This is a genomic window from Natrinema sp. H-ect1 (assembly GCF_041821105.1).
In the GTDB taxonomy this organism is placed as follows: domain Archaea; phylum Halobacteriota; class Halobacteria; order Halobacteriales; family Natrialbaceae; genus Natrinema; species Natrinema thermotolerans.
Map to the genome: position 1 here is coordinate 54158 of NZ_JBGUBA010000010.1, position 22880 is coordinate 77037.

Below are 22880 nucleotides of genomic sequence, written 5' to 3' on the forward strand. Positions count from 1 at the left end.
CCGGTGACGGCGTGTTCGACTGCCGATCGTCCGGCAGTTCCGAACGCTCGAGCGCCTCGGACGGCCTCCTTTTCGGAGCGCTTGTGTGTGCTTGGGACAAGTCTACTATCCGATTCCGTGGCCGGTGACGGCGCGCCCGCTTGCGACCGGTGCATGGTGAGGTCGCCGTAGACGACGGCCCGCTGACGAGCAGTGCTGCACCGAGTGCGATCGCCGGGTTCGCCGTCTCGCGGTTCCAGCGTTCCCGGTACGCCCCCGGTCTCGCGAACGGCAACCACGATCGAGCCGAGCAACAGCGCGGTGCCGGCGTCGATCTCGTGGTGGTTCCGTGCGGACGGCTGCACACTGTTTCGTCGATTGGACCAGACTCCACTTATCGGTCGCTACCCAAGGACGCACATGGACGAATACCACGGGAGTGACGGCGAACGAAGCGTGCCGCGTCGAACGATCCTCGCCGGATCGGCCCTCACCGGACTGGCCGCGCTGGCCGGGTGCCTCGACGGTGACGAGGCGAGCGGTCCCGACCCGGTCACGATCGAGGACGGGACGAACTGTGACAACTGCACGATGCCGATCGTCGACTACCCCGGACCGGTCGGGGAAGCGTTCTACGACGACGCCGAGGCGTTGCTCGACGAAGACCGTCCGGCACAGTTCTGCAGTTCCCTCTGTACGTACGCGTTCACGTTCGAACACGAGGACGATCAGGAGCCGAGCGTGACCTACGCGACCGATTACTCGAGCGTCGACTACGAGATCGATACCGACGGCGACGCGCCCGAAATCACCAGCCACGTCGAGGCGGACGACTTCGCGCCGATAACCGACCTCACGCTGGTCGTCGACAGCGAGGTCGAGGGCGCGATGGGGCCGTCGATGATCGGCTTTTCCGACACCGACGACGCGGACGCGTTCCAAGCGGACTACGGCGGCGACCTCTACGAACACGGCGACGTGAGTCGCGACCTCGTGATGTCGATGATGTAACGACCGATCCCGCGATCGCGTCCGAAACGACGGTTACCGATTCATCGCCGCGGTTGCGACGGCGAGGGAGCCGATCGTCCACACCGTGAGTCCGACCAGACTGGCCACTGGCGAGGCCGTCTGTGGCCCGGTTCCCGCCGCCGTTATCACGACGGTTTCGAAGACGAGTCCGCGGTACGCGCTGAGCGGACTCGCCGCGAGCGCGTAGACGAGCGACGACTCGCCCAGATAGCCGCTTGCGAGGCCGTAGACGAGCGCGAGATCCAGCCCGACCAACACGACGACCAGCGCGACGACGGACAGCGCGAGGGCGCTTCGCGTCCCGCTTACGAGCGCCGAGATCGCGATCGCGACGGCGAGGATCGATAGCGCGAACAGCGCGGTCAACACGACGAACCGCGCGAACAGGAGCGGGGAGTCGGCACCGGCGTGCGACGCGTACCGGCTGAACGGTTCCTCGCGACCGACGACGACCGCGCCGCCGACGAGCAGAAGCGACGCGACGACCGTCCCGAGGAGCCCGACGGCCCTGCCGACGAAGACGCCGACGACGTGTTCGCGCGGTGCGATCGGATACGTCTCGAGGACGTCGAGTTCGCCCCGTCGGCGGTCGCCGAGGATCGCCCGGTAGCCGAACGCGACGGCCACGATCGGGACGAGCAACTCGAGCGGGGTCAGGAGATCGACGATCGTCGGGACGTAGCCGGCCCCGACGCCGCCACCCACCCACGCGATTCCCAGCAGGACGGCTGCGAACGCCGCTCCGAGGAGGACGAACGTCCGGGTCCGGGAGAGGGTTCTGAGTTCGCGGACGACGACGCGTTCGATCCGGCGGGTCGGCTTCGGCGCACGGTCGGCCGACCCTGAGGGCTCGAAGTCGGTCTCGTCGTCGGTCGCCGTCGGCGAGTCGCCGTGTACCGAGCGTGGCGCGCCGGTCACGCGGTCTCACCCCTGACTCGAACACGACGGAGATCGCCGGTGATCGACGCCTCGTAGACGTTCTCGAGCGACTCGACGCCGAGGCGATCGCAAAGCGCCATCGGGCTCCCGCGTTCGACGACGGCGCCGTCGTCGAGGACGACCACCTCGTCGGCCGTCCGCTCGACGAGTTCGAGATCGTGCGAACTCACCAACACCGCGGTTCCGGTGGCGGCGAGTTCGTCGGCCACCGCGAACACGTGCTTGCTCATCCCCGGATCGAGTCCGGACGCGGGTTCGTCGAGGGCGACCAGCGGCGGGTCACCGATCGTCGCCTGTGCGATCCCGACGAGTCGCGTCATCCCCCCGGAAAGCGCCTCGACCCGACGCGTCGCGGCGTCTTCGAGTCCGACGCGCTCGAGTCGTGCCATCGCCTCGTCGCGTCCACCGCCGACGAGCGACGCGTAGAACGCGAGCGTTTCGCGGACGGAGAACCCGGGCCGAAACTCGGGCTGCTGAGGGAGATACCCGACCTCGCGGGCGGCCTCCGGCCCGTGATACGCGACGGACCCGCCGGTGGGTTCCTGGAGTCCGGCGAGCGTGCGAAGCAGCGTCGTCTTTCCGGTCCCGTTCGGACCGATCAGGGCCGTCACCGCGCCCGGTCGGACGGGGACGGATACGTCCTGTAGGATGGTCACGTCTCCGTACGCGAAATCGACGTTCGATGCCTCGAGTAGGGGTTGGGCTGTCGTCATGGTTCGATCGTGAGTGAGCCGTCACAAGCCGTGGCGCGGTCGGCGTACTCGGTCCGTTCGAGCAGTTCCGGGTTGTTCGGTTCGCACGCGGGTTCCGTGTCGGTGACACTACCCGTCCGCATTCCGGACACCGACGCTTCGAACCCCGAGAGCGCGTCGAGCGCCGGCGCTCGGGCGAGCGTCGCCGCGCCGTCGGTGCGGTGCATCCGGCCGTCGACGGTGTCGGTCGGTGAATACGACCGGGACGGCGGGTCGCCGTCCGCGATACTGGTGGCTCCTTGCCAGTAGTTCCCGCGACCGTCGTACGTCCAGACGCGCAACGGTCCGGCGCCCGCGGTGGCGTGGTCGTCGTTGCCGACGAAGTCGTTCTCGACGACCCGGTTCGTCGGCAGTATCACCCGATCGTTGACCCCGACCCGGTTCCCCGCGAAGACGTTTCGCTCGTAGAGCGAGCCGGACGCCGCAAGCTCCAGTCCGACATCGTTAGCTTCGAGGACGTTCTCGGCGACGTACGTGTCCGAACCGCCGATGTAGGCGCCGACCTGTGAGCCCCTGATCTCGTTGCCGACGACCGCGTTCCGCTCGGGCCCCGTCATGACGTAGATCCCCGTATCGATGACGCCGTTCAGTCGGTTGTCCGCGAGTAGCGTGCCGTCGGTGTGCATCAAGTGGATTCCCAGTAGGCTTTCGTCGATCGTGTTCTCCCGGATCACGATCCCCTCGGATCGGTACGCGTAGATCGCGTCCCGCCCGTCGACGATCGTCGTTTCCTCGATCACGCCCGGCGACCGGAACGCCATGATTCCGGCGAACCCGTCCTCCCACCGTTCGTTGCCGCGGACGGTCGCGTTCCGAACGACCGTCTCCGGGCTCTCACGAAGGATGATCCCGTTCGAGGGCGTCTCGATCGTCACGTTCTCGACCGACAGCCCTGCGGCGACGTGGGCCGAGATCCCGGCGTCCGCACCGGTGTAGTACGTCAGGAACTTCTCGTCCCAGGCGTCGTCGTCGATTGCCTGTCCGGGGACGTCCTCGGCACCGGAGGTCAGCGGCCCGACGCCGGTGATCTCGAGGTCACGGATCCCGACCCGCGGTTCGGTGACGGTCACGACCGAGCCGTTGCCGTCGCCGCTGATCGTCGGCGTTCCGTCCCCGGCGAGCGTGATCGGCCGGTCGATCTCGAGGGTCTCCTCGTAGGTCCCCTCGGAGACCAGAACCGTGGTGTTTGCGGGCGCTTCGTCGATGCCCGCCTGGACGGTATCGACGACCGTGACGTTGGCGGGATCCCCGTCGATGCGCTCCCGAACGACGTCGGCGTCCGCTCCGACGACGGTCGAGACCGGCCGATCGGTGCGGGCCTGCGTCGACTCGACGGTCGCATCGGCACGGCGGTCCTGCTCGGAAACGCGGTCGCGGACGCCGGTCACGTCGTCGGTGTCGAACGACTGCTCGAGGGTTTCGTCCCACGAATACACCTCGCCGCCGTGAGCCGTCGCGAACGCCGCCGCGTCCGCTCGGTCGGCGAACGAAACGACGGTCTCGCCCGACGGCGTTCGGGCCTCGCTGCCGACGACGAACCACGCGTCAGTGGCGTCGATCCACGGGAGCTGTCGGTCGGTGACCGGATATCCCTCCTCGTTCAACTCGACCGCCGCGTCGCCGTAGTCGGTGACGTACACCGCCAGCGGATAGCCAAAGCGCTGTTCGTGTCCGTCCTGCCGCTGGGCCTCGACGAACGTCTCGACGCCGTAGTAGCCGACGACGTACTGATACTGCGAGTAAAACGCCTGCGCTCGCGGGAGCGTGACGTTCTCGTCGAGTCGCTGTTCGTTCTCGAGCGTGAGCCCTACGGAAACGGTTTCGTCGAACGGGGCCGGTTCCGGGGGCGCCGGATCGGCGTCACCGACGAAGAGGCCACCGAGTCCGACGGTGCCAACGAGTACAATGGCAGCCAGTACGATCTCTCGAGACGGCCGGGACACAGGTATCCTTGGATCGTCGGCGAAAAAGCCCCTCTGGTCCGTCTATCGAAAGATCCCGGCAACAGCCGTGACACGGATCAGACGGAAGTCGGTTCCCTTCGGGGCGGCAGCTGCCCCCGGATTACGGATGTCCGGGTCCGGTCTCATACGGACCGTTGTCCGTCGGTTCCGGTGCAACGGCGACCGTCCTGCGGTTACACTGCGAACTCGGGACGACGGTCCGTGTGAGCGGGCGATTCCGTTACCACTCCGGTTGCAGGGACTCGAGCAGCCGATCGACTTCGTTCTCGGTGTTGACGGCGTGGACGGACGCCCGAATCGCGTTCGGGGAAGGGAGGTCCCGCAGGACGATCCCGTCGGCGGCCAGCCGCTCGACCGTCGCCGCCGGATCGTCGACATCGATCGTCACGAGCCCCGACTCCGGCGTCGACGGACTGAGCAGACGATCGGCGGGGACACCGTCCGCCAGTCGGCCGGCGAGACGGCGAACGCGGTCTTCGGTCTCGACGTCGTCGATCACATCGATCGCTTCCCGGAGCGCGACGTGCGGTGCCGGGTTCGCCGATCCGACTTCGAACCGGCGCGCGCCGGCCGCGTACTCGTAGGGGTCGGCCGACGGCGTCTCGACGCTTCGGTAGCCGACCGTCCGCGGCTCGAGACGCTCGGCGACGTCGCGGGCGACGTAGAGGAAGCCGCCGCCCCACAGCCCGAGCAGCCACTTGTGGCCGGCGGCAGCGACCGCGTCGGCACCCCACTCTCGGACGTCCATCGGCAACTGTCCGGGGACCTGCACGGCGTCGACGAGGGCGAGCGCACCGGCGTCGTGGGCGATATCGACCATGTCCGCCACGGGAAGCCGCGTCCCATGGGTCCACGTGACCGCGCTGAAGCAGACGACGCTGGCGTCCGCGACGGCCGCAGCGAAGCGCTCGAGATCGACGCGACCGGCCTCGGTCTCGACGACGCGAACCTCGACGCCGTTCCGCTCGAGGCGTTGCCACGGGAGGACTCCGGCGGGGTGTTCGAGGTCCGTCCGCACGACGACGTCTCCGGGCTGCCAGTCGATCGCGTTAGCGACGGCGTTGATCCCGGCCGTCGTACTCTCGGTGAGCGCGATCTCGTCCGCGTCGGCGCCGACGAACGACGCGACTCGCTCTCGAGTGCGGTCGAACGCTCGAAACGCCGTCTCGTAGGGGTGGTCCCCGATCGGCGACTCGTACTCGTGTTCGCGGACGAACTCGTCGGCAGCGTCGACGACGTATTTCGGACTCGGCCCGTGAGCGCCGAAGTTGAGGTAGGTCCCCTGCTGGAGGGCGGGGATATCCGCCCTGAGTTCGGCGGGCGTCGTCGTCGTACTCGGTTGCATACTACTTCCTACGGACTCGTGTGGTAATAATATTGGGTGTGGGGCGAAATACTACCATGGGCGGTCGGACGCGTCTTGACACTGGGTCTCGGTCACCGTCAGTCGGTCGTCGATCCGCCCGTCGTCCGTTCGAACAGCAGTCCGTAGTGATAGGGTGGGAGTTCGATCCGCTCCGCGAGGGAAAACGCCCCGCCGTCTAGCACGGCAGCGGCCGCGTCGTCGGGCGGCAACCGCAGGTCGGTCGGCGGTCCCCGCGGCTCGCCCGCGACGGTGGTCGTCTCGCGCGGCCGATCGTGCCAGTTGACGACGGCGAGGTACCCGCTCGGTCGGAGTGACTCCGCCGCCTCCTCGACGAACGCCCGTTTGTCGTCGATGCCATGGAACGTGTTCGCGAGCAGGACGACATCGACCCGCTCCGGGAGCAATCGGGCCATTCGCCGCGCGTCGCCGTGAACGGGGACGACGTTCTCGATTGCCTGGCGCTCGGCGAGGCGGGTACACTCCTCGAGCAGCGACTCCTCGAGGTCGAGCGCGTAGACCGGTTCGGGAGCCGTGATCCGGGCGGCGGGAAGCGCGAAGTAGCCGTTCCCGCAGGCGACTTCCGCGACCGTCAGGTCGGGGGCGATCCCCAGACGACGGAGCGTCGCCCCCGGCGTCGGCCACAGCCTTCCCCACCAGTCCCAGTCGGGCTGGCCCGTATTTCGAAATCGTTCCGCGTCCATGGGTGGGGTTACGAAGACGTGTCGACGCCCAGAATCCGGTACAGGAGACAGGTTCGAGTCAGCGCCGTTCCGACCAGGACGCCCCCGATCAACAGCGCGACGGCACCTACTGCCGTCCCGAACTCGAGCGCGCCGACGAGCGTTGCGACGCCGACGGCGGCCAGTACCGCACCGCCGACCGCACGGACGTTCCGGTCCATCGTTCCGATATTGTGCTTCATGTCCACAAGTACGCACAGAACACCCTTAAACGTTTCTCGACTTCCGAGTTCCGGCGAGCTGTCGTAGCCACTGAAACGGTTGCCACACCGATCGCAACACTGCCGTGCGGTCGGGTGGGCAACGACTGTCAGTGGCCACTATGGCCGGACGTCCGCCCCGTCGGCCGCGGCCGCCCACCGTTCGGGGAGGCGCGCGTAGATCGTCGCGTTGCCGACGAGCGCGTCGACGGTCGTGTACTCGTCGATCGCGTGGACGGTGTCCGTCCCGAGCGCGAACTCCACCGTCGGTACGCCGGCGTTGCGTAGTTTCTTCGCGTCGCCGCCGCCGGTCGCACTTCTGCGGTACACCCGCTCGCCGGTCGCCGCTTCGGCGCTCGAGGCGACGGCCTCGACGAGCGGGCTGTCGATCGGTTCGGCGGTGCCGACGCTCCAGGCAACGTCGGCGACCGTGACTCCTTCGCAATCGGCGACGCACTCCCGAATCTCCGAGAGGAGATCGGCGGTACATACGCCCGCGGTCACTCGGATATCGATCTCAGCGCGAGCCGTCTGTGGGACGCTGTTGACCGCGTCCCCGCCCTCGAGGACGCCGAGGTTGATCGTCGGGGTCTCGAATAGGTCGCGGGCGGTCTCGACACCCATCGTCGGCCCGTAGAACGCGATCGATTCCTCGAGGATCGGCTCGATCGCGGGATCGAGATCGAGTCGCCGCCGCCCGAATCGCTTTCGCAGCGTTCCGACCGCGTCGTAGAGGCGGTCGATCGCGTTCTCGCCCAGTACCGGCCGCGAGCCGTGTGCGGCCTCGCCGGTCGCCTCGAGCGTCAGCCAGATGCTGCCCCGATCGGCGACCGTCACGGAGTGGCGCCGCTCCTCGCAGGTCGGTTCGCCGATGACGCAAGCGTCGGCCTCGAGGCGGTCGTCCTCGAGCAGCGCCGGCAGCCCGGCATCGCCGCCGACCTCTTCGTCGCTGACGAACGCGAACGCGAGGTCGACTGGCGGTTCGATCCCCGTCTCCGCGAACGCGCGGATCGCGAACAACATCGCGGCGACGGCTCCTTTCATATCGGTCGCGCCGCGGCCGTAGAGTCGGTCGTCGACGCGCTCCCCGAGGGGATCGTGCGACCAGGCGCCGCTGTCGAACGGCACCGTATCGAGGTGCCCGTTGTACAGCAGCGTTCGGTCGCTCGCGCCCGGCAGCGTCACGAGGAGGTTCGGCTTCGCGGGATCGACCGCGACCCGCTCGACGTCGACCGGATACTGCGACAGGTGTTCCTCGAGCAGCGAGACGATCTCGCGCGTGTCGCCGGGCGGGTTCGCCGTGTCGATCGCCAGCAGGTCGAGCGCGAGGGCGGCCAGTTCCTCGCGGCGGTCGGCGACGAACGCCTCGAGTTCGTCGGTCATCGCCGTCACTCGAGGTTCCCCGAGAGGACTTTCGCCGCCGTCAGGATCGGGTCCCAGACGGGACTAAACGGCGGCGCGTAGGCCAGGTCCGCGTTCTGCAGTTCGGTCACGGTCATGTCGGCCGTCAGCGCCGTCGCGACCGTGTCGATCCGCTTCGCGCCGTCGCGACCGACGACGCTTCCCCCGAGGAGCCGGCCGGTGTCCCGATCGGCCAGCAGGGTGACGGTGAGTTCCGCGCCGTCGGGGTAGTAGTGTGCGCGCGACGACGCCGAGATCGTCACCGAAGCGGGATCGAAGCCCGCCTCGCGGGCCCGCTCCTCGTCGACGATTCCCGTCCGGGCGGCTCCCAGTTCGAACGCCTTCACGATGGCCGTCCCCGCGATGTCGCCGACCGGCGTGGGATCGCCGGTGACGGTCTGGCCGATCGCCCGGCCCGCGCGGTTGGCGGTCAGCGCCAGCGGCACGTGGTCCGGCTCCCCGGTCACGACGTGGGTCGACTCCGCGCAGTCGCCCGCCGCGTAGACGTTCTCGTCGTTCGTCCGACCGAACTCGTCGGTCGCGACCGCGCCAGTCGGCCCGCGTTCGATCCCGGCCGACTCGGCGAGGTCGGCGTTCGGGGCGACGCCCACGCCGACGATCGCGATGTCCGCGTCGACGGTGTCGTCCTCGAGTTCGACCCCGTCGATCCGCTCGTCGCCGACGAAGCCCGACACGGCGGTCTCGAGGTGGAGATCGACCCCCTGCTCGCGCAGGTGGTCTTCGACGACCTCGGCGACCGGCTCGCCGAACGGCTGGAGGACGTGGGGCAACATCTCGTAGAGGTGGACGTCGGCCCCGCGGGCCGACAGCGCTTCGGCCATCTCGATCCCGACGTAGCCGCCGCCGACGATCGCGGCGGTCTCCGGGCCCTCCTCGGTGACGTAGTCCTCGATGGCGTCGGCCTCGTCCATGTCGTGGATCGTGAACACGCCCTCGAGGTCGAGTCCGTCGAATGGGGGTTCGATCGCGCTCGCACCGGTCGAGACGAGGAGGTCGTCGTAGGACTGTTCGTACGTCCCGTCGTCGGTCTCGACCGTCACCGTCCGTCCCTCGCGGTCGATGTCGACGACCTCCGCGCCGGTTCGCAGGTCGATGTCCCGTTTTTCCCTGAACGCCTCGGGCGTCACGGTAACGAGATCGTCGAGGTCGTCGACCGCGCCTTTCACGTAGTAGGGCATCCCGCAGGCGGCGTAGGAGACCCACTCCCCTTTCTCGAAGACGATCACCGCTCGGTCGGGATCCTCGCGCTTTGCCTTGCTCGCGGCGCTCATTCCCGCTGCGTCACCGCCGATAACGACGAACGTCTCGTTCATATTCGGCGGTAGGGTCGCCGTGCGTAAAGTATTTTCCAAAATTCCCAATATTATACAAGTATGGTGGGCTATCCGAACGGGGTCTCCTCGAGCCGTCGCCGGACGGAACGCTCGCCCGCGAGGGCCGTCCAGAGATCGACGACGAACGCCGCCCATGCGGCGGCGAGCAGGAGATAGCCGCCGAGCGTGAGAAGCGATGCGACGCCGTCGGCCAGTGGCACGGCCGTCAACCAGAGGAGGAGCATCCCCGCGTTCGCGCTCCCGACCTGTATCCAGGACGGCTGTGGCCCCGTCTCGGCCGCCGTCGCGATCGCGTCGACGAACTCGACCGAGTCCCGTCCGGCCGCGACCGCGACGACCGGGAGGAAGGCCATCGCCAGTTGCAACAGCCAGCCGAAGACGAGTCCGTTGATCGCCGCGCGTTCGATCGCGGCGGCTGGGACGGCAGTCGGGAACAGCAACACGAACGGGGCGATCGGGACCGGAACCAGCAGCCAGAAATACGCGCCCAGCACGAGCGCGATCCGGCTGTCCCGCCGGCGCTCGCTGCGCCGGTACGTCCCGACGACGGACGCGAGCAGCGCGCCGGTCCCGACCACGTAGATCACCAGTCCGCCGATCGTGAGTTCGTGCCGGGCGGTCCACGGCCCGACGACCAGCCCCGCCGCGCCGATCGTGAGTCCCCAGTACGTGATCGTGCGAGCGCGAGGGAATCGACGGTCGGTCCCCAGCAGTTCCGGGAGTACCGTCAGGAGGACGCCAGCGACGACGAGCGCGAGGAACCCCCAGACGTTGGCGTGGACGTGCGCCTCGAGCGACCCGAAGTAACCCCCCGGTCCGTGAACGCCGAACAGCATTCCGAGCGCGGCCAGGATGCCGACGACCAGAAACCACGGTGCCGTTCGGAAGTACCGCGCCGAACCGGCGGTCGCGGTCGACGGCGACCGCAGCCGAACCACCGTCACCAGCAACGACAGGAGCGCGCTGAGAACGAGAATCGCACCGGCCCCGGCGGTGATCGTCGACCCCGTCGACATCCCCACCAGCAACAGCGGATAGCCGGCGTTCACCGACACCCATTGCAGCCATCGGCTTCGGCCGGCGGACGATCGCCGACCGGTCGAATGCGCCGCGACGAACGTCGGCAGGACGCCGAACACCGCCTGGGTCAGCCCGCCGATCGTAACGAAGTGAACCGTCACCCACCGGAGGCGGGGGAGCGGCTCGAGGAGTCCGGCCTCGACGGTCAGCGTTCCGATCGCGGCGAGCAGGCCGACCGTCAGGTACACCCCTGCCATGAGGATGAACGGATCGTTCCGCGTCTGCATGTTCATAGTTGTGTCACTACTCTCGTGTTCGCCTCCCCGTCGCGTAGGCGTTCGGCCGTACGGGTAGCCCCGTCGCGAACATATAGTTCTGCCATTAATATGTTAGCAGAGAACGTAAAAGGGAGCGACGAGTCAGGTCCTGTATGCCACGAGCCACGCTCTCGATCTCGTTGCCGGACGGGATCTGGATCCGAGACGTCTCGAGGACGCACTCGGAGGCGGTCTTCGAGATCGTCACCGCACTCGCGGGAGAGCAGGCGGGGATCGCACTACTCAACCTGACGACGGACGACCCGCTCCCGATACTGACGGCCATCGAGCAACGGTCCGACGTCGTCGACGTGGAACTGCTCTGGAAGCAGGAGGAGACGGCCCTCCTCCAGGTCGAAGCGACCAGTCCGCCGCTTCTCTTGCCGCTGTGGCAGGCCGGAGTACCGATCAGACTGCCGTTTTCGATCCAGAACGGCGAAGCCACGTGGGAACTGGTGACGTCCTCGTCGCGATTTTCGGCTCTCGGGGAGGCCCTCGAGGCCGCCGGGATCGAGTACACGCTCGAATCCGTCGCCGAAATCGGGACGACACAGGCGGACCGACTGCTCACGGACAGACAACAGGAGGTGATGGCGACAGCACTGGAAGCCGGCTATTACGCGACGCCGCGGGAGGCGACGTTGACGGACGTTGCGGATCGGTTGAACGTCTCGAAAGCGACGTGTAGCGACGTGCTACATCGGGCCGAGGGGAGCATCATCTCGTGGTTCGCCGACGAACAGTTCGGGCCGGCATCGGAGCCGCGATCACACCTCGAGCGGTGAACGACGGGAAGGGACGACAGGCGCGGCCGGTTCGGTTTCCGCGGGTTCGATTCAGGTGTCACAGTCCGAACAGCGGGTCCGAAACCGCAGTCCGATCCCGATCACGCCGAGCGTGACGAGGGTGACCGCCAGTTGCACGACCCCGCTGCTCGCGTTCCCGGCCGCGGCTCCGCCGGCGACGGCAGCGGTCCCGCCGACCACCAGACCGCCGGTTCCGAGACAACAGAGGCTCGCAACGCCCGCGAGTCCGAGAAGCGACCGTCGGGAGGCCGAGTCGGAGTCCATGCGTCGGTTTTCGATCAGGTGTGCGTAAATGTATTGGGGCGTTTTTCCGCCCTCGCGGACGGGACGGGGGTCTCGGAACGAGCGAAGCAGCGGACCGTCGATTCGGTGACTCTCGACGAGGCGTCGAGACCGTGCCCCGGTCGGGAGGCGGCCTCGACACGCCGACACGCGCCGAGCCGTTTTCGTGTGTGGAGACGAGCCGTCGAAAGGCATTTGTCTTAAACGCCCAATACTCCACACAATGGCGTTACCCATTGACCCGAGTCAGATCGATCCGGACGACATCGGTGCCACACAGACGACCCTCGAGATGGACCACGAGGAAGCCATCGAACACGTCCGCGAGGTGTTCACCGACGCCGGCTTCGGGGTCCCCGTCGAGTTCTCCCCGTCAGAACTGTTGAACGAGAAGGTCGACGCCGACCGCGACCCCTACTACGTCCTCGGGGCGTGTAACCCGGCAGTGGCCGACCGGGCGCTCGAGGCGACCGACGGGAAGATGGGCGGACTCTTCCCGTGTAACGTCGTCGTCCGGGAGGAAGCGCCCGGCCGCCAGCTGGTCTATCACGTCTCGATCATGCGGATCGCACGGCTCGTCGGGATGGCGCCGGACGATGACGAGATGGCCGATATAATCGCGGATACCGGCGAAATCGTCGACGACGCTTTCGAGGCCCTGTAACCGTGGGTCACCACACGTTCGACTCCGAGCGAGCGGACAAGTTAGAGGAAGCCGAGCAGCGATACCGGTTCGTGTCGGCCGAGGAACTGCTGTGGGCGCTCTCGCTGTCGCCGGACGATACGGTCGCCGACCTCGGGAGCGGGACCGGCTTCTTCACCGACGACGTCGCTCCACACGCTGGGGCGGTCTACGCGGTCGACCTGCAGGCGGCGATGCACGAGTACTACCGCGAGAAAGGCGTTCCGGAGAACGTCGATCTCGTGACCAGCGACGTGAGCGACCTCCCGTTCGACGACGGCGACGTCGACGCCGCGTTCTCGACGATGACCTACCACGAGTTCGCGAGCGACGAGGCGATCGCCGAGATCCGGCGCTCGCTCGCTCCGAACGGGCGACTCGTGATCGTCGACTGGGCGGCGACCGGCACCGGCGAGGCCGGTCCGCCGGTCGAGGAACGGTACAGTGCCGACGAGGCGGCGGATACGCTCCGCGCGGCCGGGTTCGAGATCGAACACGCGGCCGTCCGTCCGGAGACGTTCCTGTTGATCGCGACGCTCGAGTGAGCCGGCTGCTCACTCGAGCGGGTCGTGACTGGGAGGCACCCGTTTCAGTCCGTCACCTCGGGTGGTCCATCGGCTCCCGTCGCTCGAAGCCAGCCCTTGATCAGTTCGTTGACGTTGTGGAAGACGATCCCGACCGACAGGAGCGTCGTCGTCAGATAGACGACGAACCCGGGCGGGCCGCCGACCGTCGCGCCGAGGAGGCCGCCGGTGATCCCGACGACCGTCAGCTCGAGCCACGTCAGCAGGACTCGAGAGCCGAGCCGGGGTTGCCGTCCGGTCGTCGTCCGGTCGCCGGTGCGGCCGTCGTCGCGAGCCGCGGGTCGACCATCATCGCCGTCGGCTGCCATCAGTACGACTCACCCGTTTCGATCGGCCCGCTGAACACGGTGTAGAGGACCGCGAAGTAGACGAACACGAGCGGCAACAGGACGGCCGCGCCGACGGACATGAGATTGAGCTGCAGCGTCGAGACGATGGCCGTCTCGACCGTCAGTCCGGTCGCTCGATCGATGGACGGGTACATCAGGCCGGCGACGATGGCGACCAGCGCGAAGACCAGCCCCGCGGCCGCGCCGAACGCCGCGTAGTAGCGGTCCGCCCGCGTCGCCGCCGCGTACGCGCCGGCGAACGCGAGCGTCGCGAGGACGAGCGCCAGCACCGGTGCCGAGAGCAGGGCCGACCGCAACGCCGGTTCGACCGCGTACACGGAGCCGAGCGCCGTGACGACGAGGACGAGGTACGCGCCGAGCGCGCGGTAGCCGTCCGTCTCGAGGTCGTCGCGTAAGTCGCCTCGGGTCTTCAGTCGGAGGAAGGCCACGCCGTCGACGACGGTGAGCGCGACGACGGCGAGGCCGACGACAAGCGCCGGGAGAGTGACGATCGACGTCGCGCCGGTCACCCAGTTCGCGGTGAACATGCCCAGAAAGAAGGGGGCGGTGAGGCTGCCGACGACGAACGCCCGGCCCCACCAGCGCTGCCAGCCGTCGTCGTGGCGCTGTTCGTACATCTCGGGCGCGAGCCCTCGGACGATGAGCGCGCCCAGAATTGCGAACATCAACAGGTAGTGGCGGCTGAAGAGGTTGGCGTAGACCGACGGAAAGGCCGCGAACAGCGCGCCGCCGAAGACGACGAGCCACACCTCGTTGCCGTCCCAGAACGGCCCGATGGCCGCCAGCAACCGTTCGCGTTCGTCGTCGTCTTCGCGCGTCGCAAACAGCGCGCCGACCCCGAAGTCGAAGCCGTCCAGAAAGAGGAACATCGCGAGAATGAAAAACACCAGCCCGAACCAGAGGTCGGCCAGCGGGAGACCGAACAGCGGCTCGGTCGCGAGCGCGGCCGGCTCAGTCATCGGCGCTCACCTCCGACGCGGGCCGTTCCGACGCGTCCCGCGTCGCGAGGTCGTCCCCGTCCGGCGGACCGGCCCGAACGATGCGGACGACGACGTAGGTGTAGAGGGCCAGGAGGCCGAGGTAGACGATCGCGAACCCCACGAGCGTCACCGTCGCCTCGCCGGCGGTCAACCCCGGCGAGACGCCGTCTGTCGTCCGCAAAACGTCCTGGATGACCCACGGCTGGCGGCCGACCTCCGTGACGATCCAGCCCAGTTCGACCGCGACAATGCCGAGCAGCGTCGAGAGCATCAGGGCCTTGTGAAGGAGATCGTCCTCGAGGAGTTCGCCGCTCCACCAGCGGTAGCCGCCCCAGACGGCCAGCAGGACGAACCAGAACCCGAGCCCGACCATCATCCGGAACGACCAGAAGACGATCGCCACGGGCGGCTGTTTTCCCTCGAACTCCTCGAGTCCCTGAATCGTCGCCTGCGGATCGCCGCCGCTTGCGAGCCACGACGCGCCGCCGGGGATGCCGATGCCGAAGATCTCCTTGGCCCGCGGATCCAGCAGCTGGTCGAGGCTGGTCGGGAACGCGACGATGTACTCGGGGACGTAGGAGTCGGTCTCCCAGACGGCTTCCATCGCGGCGAACTTCTGGGGCTGGGTCTCGACGATGTGTCGCGCGTACAGGTCGCCGTGTAGCACCTGCAACGGCGCGGTAACGAGCAACGCGATGAGGCCGAACTTGAGCGTCGTCTCCCAGAACGCGACGTTCTCGACCGGGTACTCCCAGACGTGGTGTCTGAAGACGAAATACGCGCCGAGCCCGGCCATAAACAGCGCGACGGACTCGACGGCGGCGTTTTGCATGTGGACGAACATCCAGGGGAACCGGGGGTTGGCGTAGGCCGCGACCGGATCGACCAGTTCGACGATCGTGTGGCCGTTCGCCGTCGTCAACTCGTAGCCCCGCGGGGTCTGCATCCAGGAGTTGGCGATCAGGATCCAGACCGCCGAGAGCCACGTCCCCAGTCCGACCGCGACCGCCGACACCATATACAGCGCGTTCCCGACCCGCTCGCGCCCGAAGACGAAGATGCCGAGAAACGTCGCCTCGAGCATGAACGCCATCATGCCCTCGAGCGCGAGCGGGCCGCCGAAGAGTTCGCCGGCGGTCGTCGAAAACGCCGCGAAGTTGGTCCCGAACTCGAACTCGAGGACGATACCGGTCACGGTGCCGACAACGAAGCTGACGGCGAAGATCCGGGTCCAGAACCGGCGCAACTGCTCGTAGATCGGCTCGCCGGTGCGGATGTCCTTCCACGTGAAGTAGACGAGGAAGGGGGCGAGCCCCATGCTCATCACCGGGAAGATGATGTGAACGATCGTGGTGAGCGCGAACTGCAGCCGACTGCCGAGGACTGGGTCGATCATGGCTGTTGGGGTCGGAACCTGTTGTCGGTCGTCCGTCCGTTCTCGTGAACCGCGAGCGGCGTCGATTGGATCTCGGTCCTGCCGGGAAGTAGGGCTTGGGGTACGAACGTCGAAACAGCGCCTGACGCGGCCGTTTGCCGACGCAATGCCGATAGCCCGGACGACTACCGATCCCGTCGGACGGATGCCGGATCCGACGCCGTTCGGTGCTACGCGTCCCTGACCCGTTCGATCGCGTCGTCGAACCGTTCCGGCGGCTGGGCACCGGTGAGCGATCCCGCGGCTTCGGACTCCGGGTCGAAGACGACGAACGACGGCGTGCCCGAAATACCGAACTCGGTCGCCCGTTCCGCATCGGCTTCGACCGCGGCTTCGAACTCCGACCGTCGGTCCTCGAGACACGACTCGAGGGCGTCCGCGTCGACGCCGTCGACGGAACGGGTGTACTCGAGGAGGTTGTCCGTCGACGCCCACCCCGAGTTCTTCTCGCCCTGTTCGTCGAACACTGCCGTGTGCCAGTCCCAGTAGGCGGCCGGCTCGTCGTTTCGGACCTGCTCCCAGACGCACTTGCCGGCGACCGCGGCGGTCATCGAGTCCGCACCGAAATAGGGCACCGAGACGAAGACGATGCGAACGTCGCCCGGTTCGACGTACTCCCGAACGAGATGGGGGAGCGTCTCCCGCTCGAACTGCTCGCAGAACGGGCACTGGAAGTCGGTCCAGTAGTAGATCTCGAGCGGTGCCGCTCGCGAGCCCATGATCGGCTTGCCGCCGAGATCGACGCCGAACGCTGACGTCTCGTCGCTCGAGTGAAACGACGGGGAGAGATGCTGTGCGGTGTCGTCGGATCGCGTGAGATAGTAGGCGCCACCGGCGCCGAGTGTCACGACGGAGCCGGCGAGGAACGCGCGACGGGATGGCTGATCGAGTGACATCGGTGTTGCCGAGCGTTTCTGGTCCGTGTTCCTAACGGAATCGCCGATTTGCTGGGTCAGCAAATCGGAGTTGGTGATTTCAGGTCGTCTCCCGTCGATCCGATCGGATGACTATGCGCGCCGCGGGCCGGGAGTATCTGACGAACCTCATCGCAGCGGTCTCGTATCCGTTCGAAACGTGGCGGGGGACGATCGGTTTCGTTGCCGTCGCGGCCGCCACCTACGTCCTCTTACTCCTGAGTACGATGCCGGCGTTCTCGCTCCAGATGCTCGGCGACGGCCTCCACTGGTTCGAGTACGTCGTCGTCTCACTTACGGAGACGGTGTACCGCACCGACGGCTGGACCGGACTCGGAATCATCGTCCTCTACGCACTGCTGTCGGGGACCGCTGTCGTCAACGCCGTCACACAGCTGCGAACCGTCGGCGTCTCGAGTCTCGCCGACCTCTCCGGGATCGTCCCCGGACTTCTCGCCTCTGGCTGTGCGAGCTGTGGTGCCGGTCTCCTCGGTTTTCTCGGGTTCGCCGGAGGCCTCGCGACACTCCCGTACGACGGCGCGGCGCTTCGCGTCGCCGGGCTCGTGCTGTTGCTGTTCTTCCTCGGACGGGCGGGCCATCCCGAACGGTGTGCCATCGCGACGGAGGGGGCGAAATGACGGGCCGGGGATTCCTCCGACCGATCCGCTCGGATCGCCGGGCGATGGGGTACGGAGCGGCCGCTGGAATCGGCGTGTTCCTGCTGTTCGGACTTGTCACCGGCTTGCTCCCGAACCCGCTCTACGTTCGGATGGTCCCGCGGACGCCGATCGACTACCTGTTCCTGACGTCGACCGCACTGCTCGCCGGCGTGTACACCGCACAGCGGCTGGCGACCGAGCGAGTCGGACCCGGGCTCGAGGACGGCGACACGAGCGGCGAAGATCGCCTGGCGCTTGGCGGTCTCGTCGGCGGGTTTCTGGCAGTCAGCTGTCCGATCTGTAACGTCGTTTTGCTCGCGTTGTTCAGTTCCTCCGCGATCATGACGTACGTCGATCCGTTACGACCGGTTTTCGGGGCCCTCTCAGTGGTCCTGCTGCTCGGGCTGATCTACGTCCGCCACAGCCGGACGTGTCCGACCTGTGCCGTCTGATCGGTTTTGAACTGCGTTCGAACAGCCGTCGGCCCCGACGAGTCGCTATGACGGCATCTCACCGACGCCGCTCGAAGGGCAATACAAGACGGTTGCGGTGATTTGCCGGGTCAGCGAATCGTGGCCTATTTGCCGCTGAACGAGAGGGTCTCTCGTGTGCAACCCGGTGGTTCCTCGGACTCGGCGGCGATCTTCCAGCTCCTCGCGGACGAGTACGCACGGAAGATACTCCTCGCCGCCGATCGGGGCGGACCGAAGACAGCGAAGACGCTCAGCGAGGAGTGTGACGCCTCGCTGACGACGGTTTATCGCCGTGTGTCGACACTGCAAGAATACGACCTCATCGAGGAATGCAGAACCGTCGACGCGGACGGCTCTCACCGAAGCGAGTTCGAAACCACACTCGAGGAACTCCACGTCGACGTCACCGACGGACAGCTCTCGCTGACGATGGAGACACGCGACGAACTCGCCGACAACTTCACCGACCTCTGGCGCGGGATCCGGGGTGACGAGTAATGGACGCGTCGTTCCTCCTCGCCAAACTGATTACGCTCGCTTTGAGTCTCGTCGTCGCGTATCTGGCGTTTCACGGCTATCGCCGGAGCGGACGGACGCCGATGCTGTACGTCTCCGGCGGATTCGTCTTCATCGGTGCCGGGGCGATCTGTGAGGGACTCATCTATCACGTGTTCGGGACGACGATCGCGTCCGCTGCCCTCGTGCAGGCAGTCATCGTCTCGAGCGGGATGGGGCTCGTTTTGCTCTCGCTGACGAAGTGACGTTGCCCCGAATCTAGAAGAACAGTGCCGGCACGGTGTTCCGGAAGATGTTAAGCGAGATGACAAACAGGAGTCCGACGACGAACCAGTCGAACGTTCGCTCGTCGAACTCGAAGCGCCGGAGGTACGTACCCAGCAACAACCCGACGATGGTAACCACTGCGATCATCGAACCGAGCCAGAGCCGGTAGGTCGTCAGGAGATCGGTGAACAGCGCCATTTGGACGAGACGGACCGTAAAGATCGTCCCGAGTACCATCGACAGTCCGCCGATGTATCGCTCGGTGTCGCGTTCGAAGGTGTGGAAGTACGCCGGGAGGAGCGGCCCGAGGTTCGCGAACGCAAGCAGGAAGCCCTGAAAGAACCCGGCGGCGCCGAGGGCGAACGGGTGGTGGGCTTGCTCGACCGTGACGAAGTTCTGTACGAACTGAAAGGCCACGTAACCGAAGAGGACGAGACCGATGACGAACGCGACGATCGGGCCGACGCTGAACGTCGCGAGCGCCGCAACGCCGACGATGGTCCCCGCAATCGCGAGTACCAGCAGCGTCCACTCCTCGCGAACGAACGCCCGTCCCGTCCCGGTTTCGGCGATCTGGAACATGTTGAGCATCCACGGCGGGATCGCCAGGACGACGACGGCGACGGTCGGATCGATCACCGACGCGACGATCGGCGTCATGATGAGCGAGTAGCCGAACCCGGTCATGCCCTTGACGGCGCCGGCGACGATCGCGACCAGGACGATCCCGGCGAGCAACCCGACCGAAAGGTCGGACTGGACACCGTTCCCGACGTTCTCGAATCCGGGGAAGAAGACGACCGCGGCGACGAGAACGGCCACCGTCGCGCCGACCATCGTCACTTCCCGGTATCGGAACGCGAGGAGGTTGGTGAGAAACTGTTCGACGTCGACTCTGGATTCGGAGGCACTCATGCTAGTTCGAAGGTAAGTAGAGACGGCGCGTACCGTCGTTTGCAGTCAATTACCGGGCCCGACGTATTCGACTGTGCGATACGGCGAGATTCATCATCGCTCGAGTCACCGGTAGTCGACTACAGTCTCGGACCGGGCCTTCTCGAGGGCATTCACGGGCATTTCACGGAAATACCCGCGTCATAGATGGCAGAGATATTCACCGCCTCCTCCGCCGACGGCAGCCCGTCACCGTTGACCACTTCTCATCAGTGGCTCGGTCTAGCAAGAGCAACTAGTATTGTATGGTGGCCACAAAACACTGAAATGCGTTCGGGGCCTACCAACAGTGATGACCGACTCAACGCCGCCGGAGTCAACCGGCAACGGCCCCACGACCCGAAGCCCCGTCCAGTTGACCGACGGGACCGACTACGACGAACTGCTCGCGACACACGACCTCGTCTTGCTCGAGTTCGTCACGTCCGGCTGTGGTATCTGTGCGTCCATGGAGCCGGTACTCGGTGTGGTCGCACGCAGCGCACCGGGAGTCGTCGCGACGGTCAACGCCGGTCACGTCCCGGATCTCACCGCCGAATTCGACGTTCGGAGCGTCCCGACGCTCGTCGTCCTGCGTGACGGCGAGGCGGTCGCTCGCTTCGACGACGGCTTCCAGCAGGCCGACACGCTCGTCGACGCGCTCGAGACACACGCAGTGCAGTAACGCGGCCGCAGTCGGCCGACCGCTTCGCTTCTCCGTCGCCGTCTTCGGTCCCGACTCGAGACTGACGCGGTTCACTGGTCGGTCTCGTCGATGCGTCGAGCGACTGTCGTCGGACCGACCCGATCTTTCTCAGAAACGCCATACTTAGGCTATCGCGGATCTCGGTTCGTCGGTCGGATCCGTCGAGTATCGTACTCCCGACCGGAAAGTCCCGTCCCTTGTTTTCTCACGAGGGGCGTCCGCTGCCGGCGGCCGGACCGGAGACGGGGTCGAATCGAGCGTTCGATTGCTACTTCCGCTACAGCCGCGGGCTTTCGCGGGGCTACTGCTGTGAGAAGACACGTATAATTAGCGGATATCGACCGGGAGACGGTTAGCTCTGGGCAGGAATCTCGGTATCGGCCTCCGCATGTTCGTACTTGTCCTCGAACTCCTGGATGAGTTGCCCCATCTTCGCGTACCAGTCGTTTAGTTTTCGCTGCATGTCGTTTGCGATCTGGGTCGGATCCGTCGGGTAGTAGACGTGATAGTACCCGCCCTGATCGTAGTTGATCTGCTCTTTTTGGATGAACCCGCTCTTGAGCAAGCGCTGGATCGATCGGTACGCGGTCGAACGCTCGCGGTCGACCCGATCGGCGACCTCGTCGATCGTCAGCGCTTGCTCGCTCTCGACGAGGACGCGAAAGCAGTCCTTGTCGAGTTGCTTGAGTCCGTGGATACACTCCAGTAACCCCTCACACTCCATGTCCTGCTGTAGTTGCTCTGCCATCGAGTTTGCCATGTTACTATCCGATGATAGGGGCCGCATCGCTATAAGGGTTGTGTGAATATCGTGCAATCTCGATGAACTGCGATGAAACGCAACGAGCGGCGGAGAGCGTCCTCAGTCCGCCGACGGTACGGACGCGTTGGCCTGTGCGCGCATCTCCGTCACAGTGCTGTAGATCACGGCCCCGCTGACCATGAACGCCGAGAGCAGGATCAGGGCGAAGCCGACGGTGTTGAAGATCTCGATGGCGAAGTAGTCGCCGGCCTGCTGGAACGCCACGGCGATCGACCCGCCCAGGAGCATCAGTCCGAAGTAGACCTTGATGTCGTCTTCGTTGACGATGCTGGTCGCGGCCGAACCGATCCGAGCGCCCAGTGCGCTCCCTGCGAGCAGCGGCGCGACGATCGAGAGGTCGACGCCGCCTTCCATCCCGTAGAGGAACGACCCGATCCCGCCCGAGAACACGATCTCGAAGAGGTCGGTCCCGACCGCGACGGGAACGGGCACCCCGATGAGGTAGAACATCGCGGGCATCCGGATGAAGCCGCCGCCGACACCCAGGAAGCCCGACAGCAGTCCCGTCGCGAACGCGACGCCAAGGACCATCCACAGCGAGACCTGGATGCCGCCCGCGATCGTCATCATCGGCGGGACGCGGTAGGACTGGATCTTCTTCGCGATGTCGGGGATCGCGTCCGGATCGATCTCGTCGTCGGCCGCGTCGTGGTGGCCGCCACCGGACCCACTACTGCCGTCGTTTTTGAGCGCGTTCCGCGTGACGAACACGCCGATCGCGCCCAGCAGGACGACGTACGTGATACCGATGACACCGCTGGCGAGGCCGAGATCCTCGAGGTAGAACACCCCGATTCGCCCGACCTCGATACCGACCGATGTCCCGACGATCATCAACCCGCCGAGTTTGTAGTCGACTTGGCCCAGGTCGTGGTGCTTGAGCGTCGCGATGACTGCCGTCCCGAAGACGAAAGCCATCCCGCTCCCGACGGCGACTCTGGCGGGATACCCCATCACGAGCAACGCGGGCGTGACGAGGAACGAGCCGCCCATCCCGAAGAAGCCGAACAGGACGCCGACCATGAAGCCGAAGCTCACGAACAGTACGAGCGTCGTCAGTGCGATTCCAAACGGTTCCATTATGCGTGTTTGATCCGTTCAACGACCGGCGTTGCGACTCGCTCGAGCGCGCCGTACCCGACGTAGAGGACGAACGCCTCGAGGAGGACGGCACCGACGAGGGCGCCTGCCTGTACTGCTGACGAAGACGTGGCGAGATCGATCATCGGGATCGACCACCGCCGTTCGGTTGTGTACTTCTCATGGGTTTCTGCTCAGTACTGTCTACCCGGAGGACGACTATAACGCTTTTGGGAATTCCACACAATATTACTGCGATCTATCTCACGGCTATCCTACGAAGATATGCGAATAACTTACGAGAATATACGGGTCGGGCCAGGAC

Annotated in this window: 27 protein-coding genes; 9 read left to right on the forward strand and 18 right to left on the reverse strand. The window is 66.3% G+C overall.

The window, feature by feature from the left end; translation table 11 throughout:
• Positions 1–399 precede the first annotated feature (399 nt).
• Positions 400–990, forward strand: coding sequence for a nitrous oxide reductase accessory protein NosL (locus tag ACERIM_RS16270; RefSeq protein ID WP_373633463.1), 591 nt, complete (start codon positions 400–402; stop codon positions 988–990).
• A 33-nt stretch (positions 991–1023) separates the two neighbouring features.
• Here ACERIM_RS16270 and ACERIM_RS16275 read toward each other — a convergent pair whose 3' ends face one another.
• The 9 genes from ACERIM_RS16275 to ACERIM_RS16315 form a co-directional block, all read right to left on the reverse strand.
• Positions 1024–1929 carry an ABC transporter permease gene (locus tag ACERIM_RS16275; RefSeq protein ID WP_373633464.1) on the reverse strand — a complete coding sequence of 302 codons (906 nt, stop codon included), beginning with the start codon at positions 1927–1929 and terminating at the stop codon, positions 1024–1026.
• Complete coding sequence (locus tag ACERIM_RS16280) at positions 1926–2663, reverse strand: ABC transporter ATP-binding protein (protein ID WP_373633465.1); 738 nt, start codon at positions 2661–2663, stop codon at positions 1926–1928. The genes ACERIM_RS16275 and ACERIM_RS16280 overlap by 4 nt, the downstream gene beginning before the upstream one ends.
• Positions 2660–4645, reverse strand: a complete 1986-nt coding sequence (locus ACERIM_RS16285; RefSeq protein WP_373633466.1) for a NosD domain-containing protein — start codon at positions 4643–4645, stop codon at positions 2660–2662. The genes ACERIM_RS16280 and ACERIM_RS16285 overlap by 4 nt, the downstream gene beginning before the upstream one ends.
• Before the next feature lie 241 nt (positions 4646–4886).
• Positions 4887–6011 carry an aminotransferase class V-fold PLP-dependent enzyme gene (locus ACERIM_RS16290; RefSeq protein ID WP_373633467.1) on the reverse strand — a complete coding sequence of 375 codons (1125 nt, stop codon included), beginning with the start codon at positions 6009–6011 and terminating at the stop codon, positions 4887–4889.
• A 98-nt stretch (positions 6012–6109) separates the two neighbouring features.
• Positions 6110–6733, reverse strand: coding sequence for a class I SAM-dependent methyltransferase (locus ACERIM_RS16295; RefSeq protein WP_373633468.1), 624 nt, complete (start codon positions 6731–6733; stop codon positions 6110–6112).
• An 8-nt stretch (positions 6734–6741) separates the two neighbouring features.
• Entirely contained in the window at positions 6742–6954 is a 213-nt protein-coding gene (locus ACERIM_RS16300; RefSeq protein WP_049966472.1) for a DUF2892 domain-containing protein, read from the reverse strand.
• Between the two features lie 138 nt (positions 6955–7092).
• Positions 7093–8355, reverse strand: coding sequence for a M20 family metallopeptidase (locus ACERIM_RS16305; RefSeq protein ID WP_373633469.1), 1263 nt, complete (start codon positions 8353–8355; stop codon positions 7093–7095).
• A gap of 5 nt (positions 8356–8360) precedes the next feature.
• A complete protein-coding gene (locus ACERIM_RS16310; RefSeq protein ID WP_373633470.1) occupies positions 8361–9707 on the reverse strand; it encodes an FAD-dependent oxidoreductase in 1347 nt (448 codons plus the stop codon).
• Between the two features lie 68 nt (positions 9708–9775).
• A complete protein-coding gene (locus ACERIM_RS16315; RefSeq protein ID WP_373633471.1) occupies positions 9776–11041 on the reverse strand; it encodes an NnrS family protein in 1266 nt (421 codons plus the stop codon).
• Between the two features lie 137 nt (positions 11042–11178).
• On the opposite strand from ACERIM_RS16315, the gene ACERIM_RS16320 reads away from it, so the two are divergent.
• A complete protein-coding gene (locus ACERIM_RS16320) occupies positions 11179–11850 on the forward strand; it encodes a helix-turn-helix domain-containing protein (RefSeq protein WP_373633472.1) in 672 nt (223 codons plus the stop codon).
• 51 nt (positions 11851–11901) lie between these two features.
• Here the strand turns inward: ACERIM_RS16320 and ACERIM_RS16325 are convergent, their stop codons facing one another.
• On the reverse strand, positions 11902–12135 hold the full coding sequence (locus ACERIM_RS16325) for a hypothetical protein (RefSeq protein WP_049905950.1): 234 nt from the start codon (positions 12133–12135) through the stop codon (positions 11902–11904).
• Positions 12136–12376: 241 nt separating this feature from the next.
• Here ACERIM_RS16325 and ACERIM_RS16330 point away from each other — a divergent pair, with 241 nt between their 5' ends.
• Both ACERIM_RS16330 and ACERIM_RS16335 read left to right on the forward strand, forming a co-directional pair.
• On the forward strand, positions 12377–12817 hold the full coding sequence (locus ACERIM_RS16330) for a DUF302 domain-containing protein (protein WP_049966477.1): 441 nt from the start codon (positions 12377–12379) through the stop codon (positions 12815–12817).
• 2 nt (positions 12818–12819) lie between these two features.
• Positions 12820–13380 (forward strand): class I SAM-dependent methyltransferase, encoded by a 561-nt coding sequence (locus tag ACERIM_RS16335; RefSeq protein ID WP_373633473.1) that lies wholly within the window; start codon positions 12820–12822, stop codon positions 13378–13380.
• Positions 13381–13424: 44 nt separating this feature from the next.
• Here ACERIM_RS16335 and ACERIM_RS16340 read toward each other — a convergent pair whose 3' ends face one another.
• The 4 genes from ACERIM_RS16340 to ACERIM_RS16355 form a co-directional block, all read right to left on the reverse strand.
• Positions 13425–13727, reverse strand: coding sequence for a hypothetical protein (locus ACERIM_RS16340; RefSeq protein WP_373633474.1), 303 nt, complete (start codon positions 13725–13727; stop codon positions 13425–13427).
• The gene (gene cydB, locus ACERIM_RS16345; protein WP_373633475.1) at positions 13727–14728 is read right to left on the reverse strand and encodes a cytochrome d ubiquinol oxidase subunit II; all 1002 of its coding nucleotides are present in this window, start codon (positions 14726–14728) and stop codon (positions 13727–13729) included. The genes ACERIM_RS16340 and cydB overlap by 1 nt, the downstream gene beginning before the upstream one ends.
• A complete protein-coding gene (locus ACERIM_RS16350) occupies positions 14721–16145 on the reverse strand; it encodes a cytochrome ubiquinol oxidase subunit I (RefSeq protein ID WP_373633476.1) in 1425 nt (474 codons plus the stop codon). Before ACERIM_RS16350 ends, cydB begins: the two co-directional genes overlap by 8 nt.
• 209 nt (positions 16146–16354) lie before the next feature.
• A complete protein-coding gene (locus tag ACERIM_RS16355) occupies positions 16355–17080 on the reverse strand; it encodes a thioredoxin domain-containing protein (RefSeq protein WP_006650520.1) in 726 nt (241 codons plus the stop codon).
• Between the two features lie 107 nt (positions 17081–17187).
• Between ACERIM_RS16355 and ACERIM_RS16360 the strand changes: the two genes are divergently transcribed.
• From ACERIM_RS16360 to ACERIM_RS16375, 4 genes are all read left to right on the forward strand, one after another.
• Positions 17188–17736 carry a hypothetical protein gene (locus ACERIM_RS16360; protein ID WP_373633477.1) on the forward strand — a complete coding sequence of 183 codons (549 nt, stop codon included), beginning with the start codon at positions 17188–17190 and terminating at the stop codon, positions 17734–17736.
• Positions 17733–18209: a hypothetical protein gene (locus ACERIM_RS16365; RefSeq protein ID WP_006650522.1), complete on the forward strand. Its 477-nt coding sequence runs from the start codon at positions 17733–17735 to the stop codon at positions 18207–18209. Before ACERIM_RS16360 ends, ACERIM_RS16365 begins: the two co-directional genes overlap by 4 nt.
• Before the next feature lie 156 nt (positions 18210–18365).
• Complete coding sequence (locus ACERIM_RS16370) at positions 18366–18728, forward strand: helix-turn-helix domain-containing protein (protein WP_006650523.1); 363 nt, start codon at positions 18366–18368, stop codon at positions 18726–18728.
• Entirely contained in the window at positions 18728–18991 is a 264-nt protein-coding gene (locus ACERIM_RS16375) for a hypothetical protein (protein WP_006650524.1), read from the forward strand. The genes ACERIM_RS16370 and ACERIM_RS16375 overlap by 1 nt, the downstream gene beginning before the upstream one ends.
• A gap of 13 nt (positions 18992–19004) precedes the next feature.
• Here ACERIM_RS16375 and ACERIM_RS16380 read toward each other — a convergent pair whose 3' ends face one another.
• The gene (locus tag ACERIM_RS16380; protein WP_049966485.1) at positions 19005–19928 is read right to left on the reverse strand and encodes a sulfite exporter TauE/SafE family protein; all 924 of its coding nucleotides are present in this window, start codon (positions 19926–19928) and stop codon (positions 19005–19007) included.
• 331 nt (positions 19929–20259) lie between these two features.
• Between ACERIM_RS16380 and ACERIM_RS16385 the strand changes: the two genes are divergently transcribed.
• The gene (locus tag ACERIM_RS16385) at positions 20260–20631 is read left to right on the forward strand and encodes a thioredoxin family protein (RefSeq protein ID WP_049966486.1); all 372 of its coding nucleotides are present in this window, start codon (positions 20260–20262) and stop codon (positions 20629–20631) included.
• A gap of 373 nt (positions 20632–21004) precedes the next feature.
• Here ACERIM_RS16385 and ACERIM_RS16390 read toward each other — a convergent pair whose 3' ends face one another.
• From ACERIM_RS16390 to ACERIM_RS16400, 3 genes are all read right to left on the reverse strand, one after another.
• Positions 21005–21412: a helix-turn-helix domain-containing protein gene (locus ACERIM_RS16390; RefSeq protein ID WP_006179413.1), complete on the reverse strand. Its 408-nt coding sequence runs from the start codon at positions 21410–21412 to the stop codon at positions 21005–21007.
• 102 nt (positions 21413–21514) lie between these two features.
• Positions 21515–22555, reverse strand: coding sequence for a sulfite exporter TauE/SafE family protein (locus tag ACERIM_RS16395; protein ID WP_373633478.1), 1041 nt, complete (start codon positions 22553–22555; stop codon positions 21515–21517).
• Positions 22555–22701 carry a hypothetical protein gene (locus ACERIM_RS16400; RefSeq protein WP_006650528.1) on the reverse strand — a complete coding sequence of 49 codons (147 nt, stop codon included), beginning with the start codon at positions 22699–22701 and terminating at the stop codon, positions 22555–22557. The genes ACERIM_RS16395 and ACERIM_RS16400 overlap by 1 nt, the downstream gene beginning before the upstream one ends.
• Positions 22702–22880: the final 179 nt, after the last annotated feature.

Bases quoted from the DNA above. Each gene is read 5' to 3' on its own strand.
- ACERIM_RS16270 (WP_373633463.1), top strand. From the start codon at position 400: ATGGACGAATACCACGGGAGTGACGGCGAACGAAGCGTGCCGCGTCGA.
- ACERIM_RS16280 (WP_373633465.1), bottom strand. From the start codon at position 2,663: ATGACGACAGCCCAACCCCTACTCGAGGCATCGAACGTCGATTTCGCG.
- ACERIM_RS16290 (WP_373633467.1), bottom strand. From the start codon at position 6,011: ATGCAACCGAGTACGACGACGACGCCCGCCGAACTCAGGGCGGATATC.
- ACERIM_RS16295 (WP_373633468.1), bottom strand. From the start codon at position 6,733: ATGGACGCGGAACGATTTCGAAATACGGGCCAGCCCGACTGGGACTGG.
- ACERIM_RS16300 (WP_049966472.1), bottom strand. From the start codon at position 6,954: ATGAAGCACAATATCGGAACGATGGACCGGAACGTCCGTGCGGTCGGC.
- ACERIM_RS16305 (WP_373633469.1), bottom strand. From the start codon at position 8,355: ATGACCGACGAACTCGAGGCGTTCGTCGCCGACCGCCGCGAGGAACTG.
- ACERIM_RS16310 (WP_373633470.1), bottom strand. From the start codon at position 9,707: ATGAACGAGACGTTCGTCGTTATCGGCGGTGACGCAGCGGGAATGAGC.
- ACERIM_RS16315 (WP_373633471.1), bottom strand. From the start codon at position 11,041: ATGAACATGCAGACGCGGAACGATCCGTTCATCCTCATGGCAGGGGTG.
- ACERIM_RS16320 (WP_373633472.1), top strand. From the start codon at position 11,179: ATGCCACGAGCCACGCTCTCGATCTCGTTGCCGGACGGGATCTGGATC.
- ACERIM_RS16325 (WP_049905950.1), bottom strand. From the start codon at position 12,135: ATGGACTCCGACTCGGCCTCCCGACGGTCGCTTCTCGGACTCGCGGGC.
- ACERIM_RS16330 (WP_049966477.1), top strand. From the start codon at position 12,377: ATGGCGTTACCCATTGACCCGAGTCAGATCGATCCGGACGACATCGGT.
- ACERIM_RS16340 (WP_373633474.1), bottom strand. From the start codon at position 13,727: ATGGCAGCCGACGGCGATGATGGTCGACCCGCGGCTCGCGACGACGGC.
- cydB (WP_373633475.1), bottom strand. From the start codon at position 14,728: ATGACTGAGCCGGCCGCGCTCGCGACCGAGCCGCTGTTCGGTCTCCCG.
- ACERIM_RS16350 (WP_373633476.1), bottom strand. From the start codon at position 16,145: ATGATCGACCCAGTCCTCGGCAGTCGGCTGCAGTTCGCGCTCACCACG.
- ACERIM_RS16355 (WP_006650520.1), bottom strand. From the start codon at position 17,080: ATGTCACTCGATCAGCCATCCCGTCGCGCGTTCCTCGCCGGCTCCGTC.
- ACERIM_RS16360 (WP_373633477.1), top strand. From the start codon at position 17,188: ATGACTATGCGCGCCGCGGGCCGGGAGTATCTGACGAACCTCATCGCA.
- ACERIM_RS16365 (WP_006650522.1), top strand. From the start codon at position 17,733: ATGACGGGCCGGGGATTCCTCCGACCGATCCGCTCGGATCGCCGGGCG.
- ACERIM_RS16375 (WP_006650524.1), top strand. From the start codon at position 18,728: ATGGACGCGTCGTTCCTCCTCGCCAAACTGATTACGCTCGCTTTGAGT.
- ACERIM_RS16380 (WP_049966485.1), bottom strand. From the start codon at position 19,928: ATGAGTGCCTCCGAATCCAGAGTCGACGTCGAACAGTTTCTCACCAAC.
- ACERIM_RS16385 (WP_049966486.1), top strand. From the start codon at position 20,260: ATGACCGACTCAACGCCGCCGGAGTCAACCGGCAACGGCCCCACGACC.
- ACERIM_RS16390 (WP_006179413.1), bottom strand. From the start codon at position 21,412: ATGGCAAACTCGATGGCAGAGCAACTACAGCAGGACATGGAGTGTGAG.
- ACERIM_RS16395 (WP_373633478.1), bottom strand. From the start codon at position 22,555: ATGGAACCGTTTGGAATCGCACTGACGACGCTCGTACTGTTCGTGAGC.
- ACERIM_RS16400 (WP_006650528.1), bottom strand. From the start codon at position 22,701: ATGATCGATCTCGCCACGTCTTCGTCAGCAGTACAGGCAGGCGCCCTC.